Source organism: Rhodococcus sp. KRD197 (genome assembly GCF_017168235.1).
Taxonomy (GTDB): domain Bacteria; phylum Actinomycetota; class Actinomycetes; order Mycobacteriales; family Mycobacteriaceae; genus Rhodococcoides.
Genome location: NZ_JABFAO010000002.1, coordinates 672824 through 687592 on the forward strand (window position 1 = coordinate 672824; position 14769 = coordinate 687592).

At 64.8% G+C, this 14769-nt stretch carries 10 protein-coding genes and 1 pseudogene; 6 read left to right on the plus strand and 5 right to left on the minus strand.

Going from position 1 to position 14769, the window contains the following annotated elements; translation table 11 throughout:
* Positions 1-8: 8 nt before the first annotated feature.
* Positions 9-1940: a heavy metal translocating P-type ATPase gene (locus J1M86_RS05360; RefSeq protein ID WP_206509070.1), complete on the plus strand. Its 1932-nt coding sequence runs from the start codon at positions 9-11 to the stop codon at positions 1938-1940.
* 17 nt (positions 1941-1957) lie between these two features.
* Positions 1958-2659 carry a type 1 glutamine amidotransferase domain-containing protein gene (locus J1M86_RS05365; RefSeq protein WP_206509071.1) on the plus strand — a complete coding sequence of 234 codons (702 nt, stop codon included), beginning with the start codon at positions 1958-1960 and terminating at the stop codon, positions 2657-2659.
* A 26-nt stretch (positions 2660-2685) separates the two neighbouring features.
* Here the strand turns inward: J1M86_RS05365 and J1M86_RS05370 are convergent, their stop codons facing one another.
* Entirely contained in the window at positions 2686-4356 is a 1671-nt protein-coding gene (locus J1M86_RS05370; RefSeq protein WP_206509072.1) for a phospholipase D family protein, read from the minus strand.
* A 113-nt stretch (positions 4357-4469) separates the two neighbouring features.
* Between J1M86_RS05370 and J1M86_RS05375 the strand changes: the two genes are divergently transcribed.
* Positions 4470-5291, plus strand: coding sequence for an SDR family oxidoreductase (locus tag J1M86_RS05375; protein ID WP_075838012.1), 822 nt, complete (start codon positions 4470-4472; stop codon positions 5289-5291).
* Positions 5292-5304: 13 nt separating this feature from the next.
* The gene (locus tag J1M86_RS05380) at positions 5305-6510 is read left to right on the plus strand and encodes an acyl-CoA dehydrogenase family protein (RefSeq protein WP_206509073.1); all 1206 of its coding nucleotides are present in this window, start codon (positions 5305-5307) and stop codon (positions 6508-6510) included.
* Between the two features lie 68 nt (positions 6511-6578).
* Here J1M86_RS05380 and J1M86_RS05385 read toward each other — a convergent pair whose 3' ends face one another.
* The 4 genes from J1M86_RS05385 to J1M86_RS05400 form a co-directional block, all read right to left on the minus strand.
* Positions 6579-7688: an NDMA-dependent alcohol dehydrogenase gene (locus J1M86_RS05385; protein ID WP_206509074.1), complete on the minus strand. Its 1110-nt coding sequence runs from the start codon at positions 7686-7688 to the stop codon at positions 6579-6581.
* A 91-nt stretch (positions 7689-7779) separates the two neighbouring features.
* The gene (locus J1M86_RS26810; RefSeq protein ID WP_241259560.1) at positions 7780-9354 is read right to left on the minus strand and encodes a helix-turn-helix domain-containing protein; all 1575 of its coding nucleotides are present in this window, start codon (positions 9352-9354) and stop codon (positions 7780-7782) included.
* A 146-nt stretch (positions 9355-9500) separates the two neighbouring features.
* Positions 9501-11324 (minus strand): NAD(P)/FAD-dependent oxidoreductase, encoded by a 1824-nt coding sequence (locus J1M86_RS05395; protein WP_075840269.1) that lies wholly within the window; start codon positions 11322-11324, stop codon positions 9501-9503.
* A 209-nt stretch (positions 11325-11533) separates the two neighbouring features.
* Complete coding sequence (locus J1M86_RS05400) at positions 11534-12736, minus strand: hypothetical protein (protein WP_241259561.1); 1203 nt, start codon at positions 12734-12736, stop codon at positions 11534-11536.
* Between the two features lie 178 nt (positions 12737-12914).
* Between J1M86_RS05400 and J1M86_RS05410 the strand changes: the two genes are divergently transcribed.
* Positions 12915-13973, plus strand: coding sequence for a 2,3-butanediol dehydrogenase (locus J1M86_RS05410; RefSeq protein WP_206509076.1), 1059 nt, complete (start codon positions 12915-12917; stop codon positions 13971-13973).
* Positions 13970-14736: pseudogene (locus tag J1M86_RS05415) on the plus strand (acetoin reductase). Before J1M86_RS05410 ends, J1M86_RS05415 begins: the two are co-directional and overlap by 4 nt.
* Positions 14737-14769 lie beyond the last annotated feature (33 nt).

Consider the following 14769-nt stretch of genomic DNA (forward strand, 5'->3'; position numbering starts at 1 on the left):
ATGTACAGATGACGACCGTACTTCCCCAGACGCTCCCCGGACGGACCATCGGCAGCGACAGAACCACGTTGCTCGCCGTACCGGAGGTTCGCTGGGCGTCCGCGGCGACCGCGCTGTTCGTCCTCGGGTTGCTGGTCCAGCTCTCACCCGCCCCGACCTGGATGTACTGGACCCTCTACCTCGCGTGCTACATCACCGGAGGTTGGGAGCCTGCGCTCGAGGGCATTCGCGCTCTGCGAAACAGGGCACTCGACGTCGACCTCCTGATGATCGTCGCGGCAATCGGCGCCGCAGCAATCGGGCAGATCTTCGACGGTGCTCTGCTCATCGTCATCTTCGCGACATCCGGAGCCCTCGAGGCGGTACTGACGAAGCGCACCTCCGACTCGATTCGCAGCCTCCTCGATCTCACCCCGGAGACCGCCGTAATTGTCGCGGAGAACGGCGACGAGCAACAGGTCGATGCCACCTCGCTGCGCCCCGGTGACGTGGTTCTCGTGCGTCCAGGCGAGCGCATCGCGGGAGAGGGGACTGTCGTCGAAGGCCACAGCGACGTCGACCAGGCCTCGATCACCGGGGAGCCGATTCCGGTCTACCGAAGCGTCGGCGACGAGGTGTTCGCGGGCACCATCAACGGCACCGGGGCGTTGCGGGTGCGGATCGACGTCGACCCGTCGAACACCGTTCTCGCCCGCATCGTCGCGACGGTCGAGCACGCCTCGGCCACCAAGGCCAAGAAGCAGCTGTTCATCGACAAGGTCGAGCAGTACTACTCCAAGACCATCGTCGGCGCCACCGCGGCGATCTTCGGGATTCCGATGGCGTTCGGGAGCGAACTGCAATCGGCGCTGCTGCGGGCGATGACGTTCATGATCGTCGCCTCGCCCTGCGCCGTCGTGCTCGCGACGATGCCTCCGCTGCTCGCCGCGATGGCCACTGCGGGCAGGCACGGAGTCCTGGTGAAATCGGCAGTGGTGATGGAGCAATTGCGTCGGACATCGGTGGTCGCGTTCGACAAGACCGGCACGCTGACCGAGGGCGTCCCGCACGTCGAGCGGATCGTCGCGTTCGACACCCGAGACGAAAGCGAGGTGCTCCGACTCGCCGCGGCCGTCGAGCACGGCAGCGAGCATCCGATCGGTGCGGCCATCGCCCTCGCCGCGCGCAGGCGCGAACTGAACGTCCCGACTGCCTCGGACTTCGAGTCCGCACCCGGCTCGGGTGTGCGGGCCCGCATCGAAGGACACATGGTGGCCGTCGCCAAGCCGACCGCGCGGGAAAAGGATCAGCACGCGATCATCGAGACGCTCGAGTCCGCCGCAATGACGGTGGTCGTTGTCACCATCGCAGACGAAGTCGCGGGACTGATCGGGCTGGTCGATACGGTTCGAGTCGATGCAGCACGGGCCGTCGCCGAGCTGGAAACCGTCACCGGCAACGGAACCGTCCTACTCACCGGCGACAATTCTCGGGCCGCGCACGCGGTGGCGAGAGAGACGGGCATCGTCGACGTCCGGGCCGGGCTGCTGCCGCACGAGAAGGCGAGCGCGGTGAGCGAGATGGACGAACACGTGCTCCTCGTCGGCGACGGCGTCAACGATGCCCCGGCACTGGCCGCAGCGGATACCGGATTCGCGATGGGCCGAAAGGGCTCGGATCTGGCGCTCGACACCGCCGACGCAGTGCTGATTCGCGATGATCTCAGCAGCATCGCGTCTGTGATCGAGCTCTCCCGCCGCGCCCACCGAATCGTGGTGGCCAACCTCGTCATCGCAGCCACGTTCATAGTCGTGCTGGTCACGTGGGACCTCCTCGGACACCTCCCACTGCCCATCGGCGTGGCCGGGCACGAAAGTTCTACGGTGCTCGTCGCGTTGAACGGGATGCGGCTGCTCTCCTCGCGGGCGTGGCGACCAGGGGACGATTGCGCGAGGCCGTGACGGGGCATGCAACCGGGATGACAAAACTACTTTTCGCTGTGACAGCCGCTGACCACTGGACACTGAAGGATGGATCGAAGCATCCGACGGGATTCTGGGCGGAGGAACTCGTCGAATCGCACCGCACGTTCATCGAAGCCGGATTCGACGTCGTCGTCGCCACCCCGGGCGGCAAAGCGCCGGTCGTCGACGAGGGATCGCTCTCCGTCGACGCGAACGGAGGCGACGAAGCGAAAGTCGCCGACCAGAAGGAGTACCTCGCCTCGATCGAGTCGACTCTGCAGAAGCCCCTGGCACTCGAGGAGCAGAAGGCTGCCGACTTCGACGCCATCTTCGTTCCGGGAGGGCACGGGCCGATGGAGGATCTCGCGGTGTCCAGCCAGTTCGGTGCCTTGGTCTCGGACTTCCTCGACGGCGGCAAGCTGGTGTCGACGGTGTGCCACGCACCGGCCGCCTTGCTCCCCGCGAGGCGATCGGACGGAGCGTGGGCGTTCGACGGCTACGAGCTGACAGGCTTCACCGACGAGGAGGAGACCCAGGCGGGCCTTGCCGATGTCGCGCCCTGGCTGCTCGAAACCCGGCTGCGGGAATCGGGTGCGAAGTTCTCGAGTGGCGCGGCATGGGGACCGCACATCGTCGTCGATCGCAACCTCTACACAGGGCAGAACCCAGCATCGACGAAGCCACTCGCGGACCGGGTCGTATCAGCCCTGTCCTGACCGGTTTCGCCCGCAACGCCGGCCAGTCAGAATCTTCGCCTCAGCCGCATGCGAAGGGGCCGGCCGTCGGGATCGATGAACTTTCGGTACACCACAGCGGCCATCCGCTGCTGCCACTGAGGCGGCACGACGATGTTGTGTTGCCTCAGTCTGCCGGGTGGTCGCGGCGCGGCCCCCGGCGCCCGATGCCACTCGTCGAGCCGCGTCACACTGGCCCGGACCGCATCGAAGAACGATGCCGGGTCGATCAGGTCGTCGTCCTCGCCCTCCGCGCGCCCGAGGTGCTCGCGGGCAAGTTCGAGTCGAAGTTCACGGGCGAAGACTCGCGCGCCGTCGCCGAGACCACCCGGATCGGCGGGCGTGCGCTCGTCGCGTTGTTCGTCGACCATGGCCGCGGTCAGTTCTGAATCGTGTGTCCACGAGCGACGGTTGAAGTTGTCGGAACCGACTGCTGCCCAGACGTCGTCGACGATGCACACCTTCGAGTGCACGTACACCGGAATGCCGCGGTCGTTCTCGAGGTCCAGCACGAGCACGCGGTCCTCGCCGGCGTCACGAATGACGTCCAACGCGGCCGAGTGGCCGAGCAGCGCCGGCGGAATCGTGATGGGGCTGTCGTCGTCGAGATACTTCGGCACCACGACGATCAGACGCAGATCCGGCGACCGCCGCAGAGCAGCCGCGAACACCCGAGCAACATCCACCGACCAGAGATACTGGTCCTCGACGTAAATGAGGCGGCGGGCACGGCGCAGCGCCTTCGCGTACGCCCTGGCGGCACTGAACTCACCCTTCGTCGCGAAGGGGTAGGCCGGATGCCGTCGGGGGTAGGTGCGCAGCAGTTGTACCGCGCAGGTCCCTGCATTCGCCGGGTCGGCGCCCTGCAGCGGTATCGGAGTGCGCTCGGACGAGACTCCGCGGAGCACATCGGAGAGCACATGCCACGGCAGCCGCGAGAGCGCCGCCGGGTCGTCCCAGCGTTCCCGGAACACGTCCTCGACGTCGCGGACGGCGGGGCCCTCGATCTGGACCTGCATGTCGTGCCACGCCGGGGTCTCGCCGTACTCGGGCGGAAACGGTCGGCTCACGGGATCACCGAAATGGTTGGCGTCGTCGCGCCGCGCACGCGCGAGGTCGATGCCGCCGACGAACGCCAGATCGGTTTTCGTATCGTCTCGATAGCGGACGACGACGAACTTCTGGTGATGGCTGCCCAAGGTCAAGACACGTTGATCGAGGATCGCCTCGCCCCCGGCGTCCTCGAGCCGCTGGGCCAGCTTGCGATTCTTGGGGCCCGTGTATCCGAGCGTCTTGATGTGCGAGCGCCACACCATGCCTTTGACCGTCGCGCCGCGCGTGGCGGCATCGGTGAGGGCGTCCTCGACCGTGACTCCGTCGGTGAGGTACTGCTCGGGGTCGCCGCGCCAATCGGTGAACAGGACGAGATCGCCGTCACCGGCCGACCGAACCGCGCGTTCGAGTGCCTCGAAGTACGGTTTGCCGTGCACCAGGGGAGTGACCCGGTTGTTCTCGGTCCACGCCGAAATGCGGGTGTCCGGGTTTCCGCGCTCCTCGGCGCTGAGAAACCACCCGTGGGCAGAGTCGAAAGTCAGGGCCTGCTCGTTCAGCGAGTCGATGGTGCGGCCGAGCCTGCGCGCGACGTCGTCGACTGTTCGGCGTAGACGCTGCAGTATCACGCTTGGAAATACTGTCAGAGAGTTCGGTTCGGCGTGCCACGAGGCTCCCGTTCAGCGGCGCGAACACGCTGCCCGGATGAGGTCAGTTTCTTGTCGTGCGCTATACCTGGGTGATGAAGGTTACAGGCAAGGTTGCCGTGGTCACCGGTGGAGGCGGGGGGATCGGCGGAGCGCTTGCCGAACGCCTCGTCGCGCAGGGCGCCCGAGTGGTGGTGTCGGATCTGAATCCGACGTCGGCCTCGGAGGTCGTCACGCGCATCGACGCGACCAGTCCCGGCGCGGCCGTCTCGCTCGGTGGGGATGCGTCGAAAAGCGAGGACATCTCCGCGCTCATCGCGCTCGCCGAGGACACGTACGGGCCGGTCGATCTCTTTTTCGCCAACGCGGGCATCAGCGGGGCGCCCGGGCTCGAAGCATCCGAAGCCGACTGGGATCTCTCGATCGAGGTCAATCTCCGCGCACATATCAGGGCGGCGCAGCAGTTGGTTCCCAAGTGGCTCGAACGGGGCGAGGGCTACTTCGTCAGTACCGCCTCTGCCGCCGGTCTGCTCACTCAGATCGGCTCGGCCACCTACGCGACCACCAAGCACGCGGCCGTCGGCTTCAGCGAGTGGCTCAATGTCACCTACGGCGACAGGGGGATCAGGGTCAGCTGCCTGTGCCCGATGGGAGTGAACACCAAGCTGCTCTATGCGGGCCAGGAATCGGGGAGCGCCCTGGGCGCAGCCGCGACCAAGGCGGTGCTCTCCGCGGGAGACGTACTCGAACCCGCCGACGTCGCCGAGATCGTGCTCGCGGCGATGGACGCCGAACAGTTCCTCATCCTGCCGCACGCGAACGTTCTGGACATGTACCGAAACAAGGGTGCGGATTACGACCGGTGGCTGCGCGGCATGCGCCGCTACCAGAAAGCCCTTCTGGGCGAATCGAACTGAGGAGAGAAATCACGTGTCGTTCTTCGAAACAACCGACCGCGGCAAGAAGTATCAGGCCGATCTGCTCGAGTTCATGGACTCGCACATCTATCCAGCGGAGTCGGTGTACGAGGAGCAGATGCGTGAGCTGGGTGATCCGCACGGTCAACCCCAGATCATCGAGGATCTGAAGAAGGAAGCCAAGTCTCGCGGGTTGTGGAACCTATTCCACCCGCACCCCGAGTGGGGCCCGGGGTTGACGAACCTCGAATACGCCCCACTCGCGGAGATCATGGGACGCAGTCACATTGCCTCGGAAGCGTGCAACTGCGCCGCCCCCGACACCGGGAACATGGAAGTGTTCACGCTCTTCGGCACCGATGAGCACAAGGAAAAGTATCTGAAGCCGCTGTTGGACGGCACCATTCGTTCTGCGTTTGCGATGACCGAACCCGGTGTCGCGAGTTCGGATGCGACGAACGTCGAGATGAGCATGGTGCGTGACGGCGACGACTACGTGCTCAACGGTCGCAAGTGGTGGACCTCGAACGCGATGCACCAGAACTGCAAGGTGCTCATCGTGATGGGCAAGACCGACCTGGACGCGGCGACGCACAAGCAGCAATCGATGCTGGTCGTCCCGATCGACGCACCCGGTGTGACGATTCTGCGCAATCTTCCGGTGTTCGGCTACATCGATCGCGAAGGCCACGCCGAGGTGCTCTTCGAGGACGTTCGCGTGCCGTCGAAGGACGTGCTGAAGGGGCCGGGCGAAGGCTTCGCCATCAGCCAGGCGCGGCTCGGGCCCGGACGAATCCACCACGCGATGCGGACGATCGGTGTCGCCGAGCGGGCACTGGAACTGATGTGTCGTCGAGCGGTTGCTCGCACCACCTTCGGCAAGCCGATCGCGACCCGGTCCAACATTCAGGACTGGATCGCCGAGGCTCGCATCGATATCGAGAAGACACGTCTTCTCACCCTCAAGGCTGCCTACCTGATGGACACGGTCGGCAACAAGGAGGCGCGCACCGAGATCGCCGCGATCAAGGTCGCGGCCCCCGAAATGGCACTGAAGGTGATCGACCGTGCGATCCAGGTACACGGCGGCGGCGGGGTGAGCAACGACTTCCCGCTGGCGATGATGTACGCCCACATCCGCACGCTCAGGCTCGCAGACGGGCCGGACGAGGTGCACAAGATGGCGATCGCGAAGATGGAGCTCAAGAAGTACCTCTAGGCGGCCTCGCCGCATGTGCGTGGAAATACATAGTGGGACACGTATTTCCACTCACATGCGCGCAGCGCCTACAGGTGAATCACCCCGCGCATGTTCTTGCCGTCTCGCAGATCCTGATAGCCCTCGTTGACCTGTTCGAGCGTGTAGGTGTTGGTGATCAGCTCGTCGAGCTTGAGCTGGCCGGCATCGTAGAGCCGCAGTAGGCGCACGATGTCGTACTGCGGATTGGCCGAACCGAACAGTGTGCCCTTGATCGTCTTCTGATTGAGCGTCAGATCGGTGCCGGAGACATGCACCGTCAGCGCCTCGGGATCTGCGAGACCGGTGAGAACGACGGTTCCGCCCTTGCCGATCGCGGCGGTAGCTGCCTGCACCACACCTTCGTCGACGGTTCCGACGAGGATCAGCGCCTGATCCGCGCCCTGTCCCCACGTCAGCTCGGTCAACTTCTCCTGCGCGGACTCGTAGTCAGCGAAGGCATGTGTCGCACCGAATTTGAGCGCCTGATTTCGCTTGAACTCCAACGGATCGACGACGAGTACGTGCTTCGCGCCGGCGTGCACGGCGCCCTGGACGGCGTTGATGCCGAGGCCGCCGATACCGTAGATGATCACCGAATCACCGGCCCGCACCCCTCCTGCATACACGGAGGTACCCCATCCGGACGGGACGCCGCAGCCGACGAGAACCGCTGTCTCGAGGGGCAGCCAGTCGTCGATCTTGACGACGGAATGCTGCGAAATCGTCGCGCGTTCGGCGAACGTGCCGAGCATGCACATGGCGCCGAACTCGGTCCCCTTGTCGTCGCGACGCCGGAACGAGCCGTCGGGCATGCAGCCCTCGAGAATCGTTGCGCCCATGTCGCACAAGTTTTGTCGACCCGTAGAACAGTAGCGACAGGTGCCGCAGTTGGGAATGAACGAACAGACGACGTGGTCCCCGGGCGCGACCTTGGTGACGCCGGGGCCGACCTCCTCGATGATGCCCGAGCCCTCGTGTCCACCGACGATCGGGAATCGGGGCGGCAGATCGCCGTCGAGAAGATGGAGATCGGAGTGGCACAGGCCGGCGGCGACGTATTTGATCAATACCTCGCCCGGGCCGGGGCCGTCGAGTTCGAGCTCGAGGATCTCGAACGGCTTGTGTGCCTCGAAGAGAACTGCTGCTTTTGTCTTCATCGCGTCCCTATCTTGATGTATTGCTGTATCGAGATGTATGCATCGATAGTGACGCGGGTCACGTGTGTGGAGTGTTCAGATACTGGACGTTCTAACCCTGGATGCTCAACTGCTTCATCCGCTTGTAGAGAGTCGTCCGGCTGATGCCCAGACTGTCCGCAGTTGCGGCCTTGTTGCCGCCGCACCGGGCAAGCTCGTGCACGATGGCGTCGCGCATCGCTGCGTCGAGAGCAGTCAAGGACCGCGCGGTGCACCGGCTACCGGGTCGAACGAGATCGTGCTCGGTGATATCGCCGACCGACCGTCGCGCAGCCGCGTCGGTGACCTCACGTCGGAGCTCGCCGATGTTGCCGGGCCAGTCGTGATCGATCAGTGCGCTCATCGCGCCCGCGGTGAAGTGTGCGCGGGCCCCGAGCTCGGCCATCATCGCGCGAACCAGATCGGGAATCTCGTGTCGACGTGACCTCAGCGGTGACAGTTCGACGGTGTCGGCGCACAGCGACAGCAGACGGCGATGCTCCGGCTCGGTGGAATCGCGCGTCGAACCCGATAGCGCGAACCATCCCTGTGCCGATTCGAGCAGTTCGAACAGCCGATGTGCGACGGGGCCGTCCGTCAGGTGTACGTTCTCCACCACGACGTCGCCTCCGGCGCCCACCGCGTCCTCGACCGCCGTCAGCCACGCGGCGGGCGTGGTAGTGACGAGGTCCGCGGCGTCGAACCACCGCGGCACGCGGGCCGCAGTCAACCTGGCCAAGGTGGTGGACTTGCCGGTCCCTGGCTCGCCGAGCACGCACAGTGGCTTCGCCGAGGGGGCCGCCGCCGCCGCCGGGCGAACCGGGCGGTGCCGAACGTCGATCTCGATGACGACCCCTGCGCCGGAAACCGGCCGCTCCCACCGGACGGTCACCAGGACGCCCGAGTTCAACGCGAGCGAGTCGACGACGCCGCTGCGGCGCACCGCGTCGTCGGTGAGTGATCGCAGTGCGGCATGGTCGACGGCATCGACGAGTTGCGCGGCGCTGGTGTTCTCGAGCAGCAGCTCGTCCGCGATCGCGACGACGGGGGCGCCGCGGCGCCTGGCCGATGCGTGCTGAAACGCATGGAAAAGCCGCTGTTCACCGCTGCGGGTCTCCGCGAGCAGCCGACCCTGGATGTCCTGGGCTGATTGGGCGAGTATCGGCAGAAGCAGCGGATTGTCCTCGCGGGCCGAGAAGGTGATGTCGAGGACGCCTTCGATGCGCTTGGTGACAGGGTGGATCAGCGGGTAGCCGTAGCAACTGAACTGCTTCATCGACTCGATGTAGTGCTCGTCGCCGCGTACCGCCAGCGGTGTGCGCAGTTCGAAGGTGGTGGCGATGGAATTGGTGCCCGACGCCTCCTCGGTGAACGAGCGACCGACGACCGCGCCGACACCGAATACGATGTCCCGTAGCTCGCGGGTACCGAAGCGCAGGTCGACGAGTCGCGCATCCCGGTCGGCCAGCAGCACGCAGTATCCGGAACCGTCGAGAACGTTTTCCATGCGATCGAGAACGGGGTTCGCGGCGGCGAGCAGACGGCTTCGACGGTCGACGTCGCGCAGGCTCGCCGACTCCAACGTATGCGCCGGCTCGAGACCGCTCGACGCAGAGCGCTGCCACGACCGAGCGATCTGTTCACGCACCACGCTGTGCTCCTCGAGTCCGAAAATTCCCCCGGCTCGAATCCAGGTTATCGAGCCATCGTTTCCTTCGTGGGGGAAGGCGCTTCGCGCATGTGAGTGGAAGTACATAGCGGGCTATGTACTTCCACTCACATGCGGCGGAGCCGCTACCTCAGGTGGTGGACCTCCTGCAGCCCGTAGACGGGGGTGTCGATGCCCTCGTAGCGGGCCTTGATCTGCAGCGCGAGGTAGAGCGAGTAGTGCCGCGACTGGTGCAGGTTGCCGCCGTGGAACCACAGGTTCTCCTGCTGCGTCGGCTTCCACATGTTGCGTTGCTCGCCTTCCCACGGACCAGGATCCTTCGTGGTGTCCGAGCCGAGGCCCCAGCACTTGCCGACCTTGTCTGCGGTCTCCTGGTCGATCAGATCCGCCACCCACCCGTTCATCGAGCCGTAGCCGGTGGCGTAGACGATGAGGTCGGCCGGTAGCTCGGTCCCGTCTTCGAGTACGACGCCTGTCTTGCTGATCCGGGACACCTGGCCGCCGACCAGTTTGATCTTGCCCTCGGCCACGAGTTCGGATGCACCGACATCGATGTAGTAGCCCGAACCGCGCCGCAGGTACTTCATGAACAGGCCGCTGCCGTCGTCACCGAAGTCGTGCTGGAATCCGGCCTTCTCGAGCCGGTCGTAGAAGTCCTTGTCCTTCTCGGCGATCTGCTGGTAAACGGGAATCTGGAACTCGTGCATGATGCGGTACGGCAGCGAGGCGAACGTCAGGTCGGCTTTCGCAGTCGTCATGCCGGATTCCACGGCCCGCTCGGAGTAGAGATCGCCGAGCGCGATCTCGCACAGCGAATCGGACTTGACGATGTGCGTGGAGGATCGCTGCAGCATCGTCACATCGACGCCGGTTTCGTAGAGGGCCTTGCAGATGTCGTGCGCGGAGTTGTTGGAGCCGACGACGACGACCTTCTTGCCGACATAGGCGTCGGGACCCGGGTGCTCGCTCGAATGGTGCTGCTCGCCCTCGAACTCGTCCATTCCGGGGAAGTTCGGCACGTTCTTCTTGCCGGACATTCCGGTGGCCATCACCAGCTGCTTCGGACGGAGGATCACTTCCTCGCCGTCACGGTCGAGGACGACGGTCCACTCCTGCGCGTCCTCGTCGTAGGTAGCGGACTTCGCCGTGGTGCGGGTCCAGTAGGGAACCTCCATGACCTTGGTGTACATCTCGAGCCAGTCGCCGATCTTGTCCTTCGGCGCGAACACCGGCCAGTTCGGCGGGAACGGCAGGTAGGGGAGATGGTCGTACCAGACGGGGTCGTGCAGGCACAGTGACTTGTACCGCCCGCGCCACTGATCGCCGGGGCGGTTGCCGCGGTCGACGACGATCGCCGGTACCCCGAGCTGGCGGAAGCGTGCTCCCAGCGCGATCCCGCCCTGACCGCCGCCGACGATCAACGCGTACGGCTGCACGGTGTAGCCGAGTTCTTTCTCCTCCATCTCACGTTTCTCCGCCCAGTTCTGGGTGTCGGCGTTGGAGCCGTGCACTGCGCCCTGGATGCGGGTGGCGCCTTGGCGTTCCTCGTGTCCCTTGAGCTCCTGCATCGTGGTCAACAAGGTCCACGCCTGATCGTCCTTCAACCGCAGATGGCCTTTTCCGCGGCTGGTGGCGGTCTCGAACTCGATCCATGCCGACGTGACACCGTCGGCTTCGTCGGGCGTCTCGGTGGTGCGGAAGCCGGACGGGTCGGTCTCGTCGAGACGCTCGCCGAGCATGTCCTTGATGCCGTCACGGCCCTCGACGGTCTTGAGGTTCCACGTGAAGGTGACCAGGTCGCGCCAAAAGCTGTCGACGGCGAATTTGGCGGCGACGCGGTCGAGGTCGCGGGCAGCGAGCGCTGCCTCGAAGTCCGCCAACCATGCATCGACGCGTTCCTGTGGGGTCTGGAATTTCGCGGCTGCCGCCGGTTCCATGGTCTGGGTCATGCCTACTCCCTCGTCGTTCGTGTACGTGCTGTGACCCAGCACACTCCTTCTCGTCTGCTGGGTCGAGAGTTGCAGTGGGTTGCACGTGACGTGGCTCACGCCGGATTGGATGCCTGAAGACCTAGCACCGTTTTTGCCGAGCTCGCATATGCGCTATGACCTGAACCGATGTGCAGGGTCGGCAAAAACGGTGCTAGGTCCACGGGCGGCTATGTACCGAGAGCCGGAGACAGCTTCCTCATGCCGAGCGACTGAAAGCCGATGACGTAGATCAGCGTCCAGAGCACGAGCCAGTCGACGAAGCCGAGAGCGTTGCCGTGCACGCCGGTAGCCACCTCGGGCTCGTGCAGGATGTGTTCCGCGGCGAAGTGGTAGTAGAAGAGGAAAGTGCCCACCGCCAGCGCGAAGGTGAGCGCCGCGCGGATCGACGGGCTGAACCTGTTCCCGAACCCATGAGCCCAGAAAATCATCCAGAACGCCCAGCACACGCCGATCTGCGCCGGGAACTGATTGATGACGCTGCCCAACTCCGCGGTTGCCGTCGATCCGAGGAGTACCTTCGCGAAAGGAACCATCAGGAAGTAGATGGCGGTCCCGAGAAGAACGTTCCCGACGGTTGCAGCGAGTGCGGTCCGGCCGCCACCGCCGAACAGTTTCCATGGCCAATTGTCGAGCGTCTGGCCGGTGAGGATGACGGCGACGACCATCGAGTAGAACCAGCCGAGCACCGTGTCGACTGTCATCAGCGGATCTGTCGCCGAGAGCGAGACGGACGGTAGACCGAACACGAAGTACAGGGCCAGCGTCGGGACGGCGACGAACGCGATCTCGCACAGTCCGATCAACGGCTGCTTCATCCCCAGTGCGGTCCATGGCCAGTGTTGCCAGTTCAGAACGACCATCACCCATGTCGCGAACCCGAACAGGACGAAGAGTGCGCCGGCGAAGTAGCCGAGTCCGCCTTCGCGGGAGCCGGCGAAGTCCGGAAACAGCGAGCCGAGTCCGCTGCCGAGAAGCCATGTGACCGCAACAGCGAAGATGCCCGTCGCTACCAGGATGGTGATCCCGCGTAGTGGTTGGGCGAGTTTGTCGAATCCTGCGAATTCGCCGTTGAATCCGATGAAGACGATGAACAGGATCGCCCAGAAGAGCGCTGCGTTGAAGGGCAGCGGATAGAAGCTCCACGGACTGGTTGTGGGATCGGCGAGGAGATACCACGTGGCGAGCGAAATCGTCACGACGACGGCGAGATTCGCCGCGCCGAAGGCGAACCAGTGGCCTTTCGCCGCTCGGCCGGGTGCGGAATGACCCTGTGGGGCGGGAGTGGAGCCCGCGGAATGACTATCTGGGGCGGGAGTGGAGCCCGCGGAATGATTATCTGGATCGCGTTCGACGCCTGCTGTTGTGGTCATGATCGGCTCTCCTGGGGCAGCGGGGATTGGGCGCTGTAACTATGAGCTGGATCACAAACGCGATATCAGGGTTGCGGGGGGTTGCATTTGGCCCGCGATGCAACGCCCTGCAACCCTGGCGCCCTGTGCCTCAGGTCACATAGACATAGACGCATCAAACGAACAGGAGTGTGAAGCGATGCGCGCAGCTGTGTATTACGGCCCGAACAAGGTGGAGATCGCCGACGTGCCCGAACCGACCCCCGGCCCGGGTGAGGTGAAGGTGAAGGTCGGGTTCAACGGGATCTGCGGGACAGATCTCCACGAGTACTACGCGGGACCGATCTTCATCCCCACCGAGCCGCATCCGCTGACCCACCAGCAGTTGCCGCTGGTGCTGGGCCACGAGTTCTCGGGCACTGTCACCGAGGTCGGCAAGGGTGTGACGGGCACGAGCGTCGGCGATCGCGTCGCAATCGAACCGCTGTATCGCTGCGGGCACTGCGGGCCGTGCCGCGCCGGCAACTACAACATCTGCCAGCAGATCGGGTTCCACGGCCTGATGTCCGACGGCGGCATGGCCGAGTACACCGTCGTCCCGACGAACATGATTCACCAGCTCCCGGAGAACGTTTCGCTGGAACTGGGCGCGCTCGTCGAACCGATGTCGGTGGCCTTCCATGCCGCGACACTGGGCGATCCGAAGCCCGAGGACACCGCGATGGTGTTCGGCGCCGGGCCGATCGGCATCGGTCTGTGGTTCGCCCTTCGAGGTAAGGGACTGGACGACGTCTACGTCGTGGAGCCGTCGCCGACGCGCCGTGCCTCGATCGAAGCGCTCGGCGCGAAGACCCTCGATCCGACGGCGGTCGACATTCCCGCCTACATCGCCGACCGGACCGACGGGCGTGGCGCCGACGCGATCTACGACGCCGCCGGAGTGCAACCTGCCGTCGAGACTGCCCTGGGGTGCATCGGTGCGCGCAAGCCCGTCGTCAGCGTGGCGATCTACGAGAAGCCTTTGACCACACCGCTGCAGAAGCTCGTGATGAACGAATCTCGCATCCAGGGTTCGCTGTGCTACACCTCGGCCGATTACGAGGCCGTCATAGAGCTGATGTCGCAGGGCAAGTACGACACGACCGGCTGGGTGGACAAGATCGGGCTCGAGTCGGTCATCGACGACGGTTTCGAGGCGCTGCACGCGGGCACGAAGATGAAGGTTCTAGTCGATCCGTCCGAAGGAGCAACAGCATGAGCGTCGTACTCGTCACCGGAGCCGGCCAGGGGATCGGCCGCAGCATCGCGCTACGACTCGCTGCCGACGGCCACGACATCGCACTCGTCGACATCAACGACAAGATCGAGTCGGTCGCGGAGGAGGTGCGAGAAAAGGGCCGAGCAGCAACGACATTCACCGCAGACGTCAGTGATCGTGCTCAGGTGTTCGCCGCCGTCGAGCACGCCCACAACGAGCTCGGCGGGTTCGATGTGATGATCAACAATGCCGGCATCGCCCAGGTTGCCCCGCTCGATGATGTGTGCGACCGGAGGATACGAAGAAGATCTGGGCCGTCAACGTCGACGGTGTGTTGTGGGGAATTCAAGCTGCCGCAGCGAAGTTCAAAGCGCTGGAATGCAAGGGCAAGATCATCAATGCCTCCTCCATTGCCGGTCATGACGGGTTCGCGATGCTTGGCGTGTACAGCGCCACCAAGTTCGCGGTTCGCGCTCTGACGCAGGCGGCAGCCAAGGAATATGCCTCCCATGGCATCACCGTCAACGCTTACTGTCCCGGTGTGGTCGGCACGGACATGTGGGTGACCATCGACAAGCGGTTCGCCGAATTGACCGGTGCTGCCGAGGGCGAAACCTACGACAAGTTCGTCGGCGGGATCGCTCTCGGTCGGGCGCAGACGCCGGAGGATGTGGCGGCGTTCGTGTCGTACCTGGCCGGTCCGGATTCGGACTACATGACTGGTCAGGCACCGCTCATCGACGGTGGCCTGGTGTTCCGCTGACCCACCTTTGCGCTCGTGAAGTGATCTGGAGCA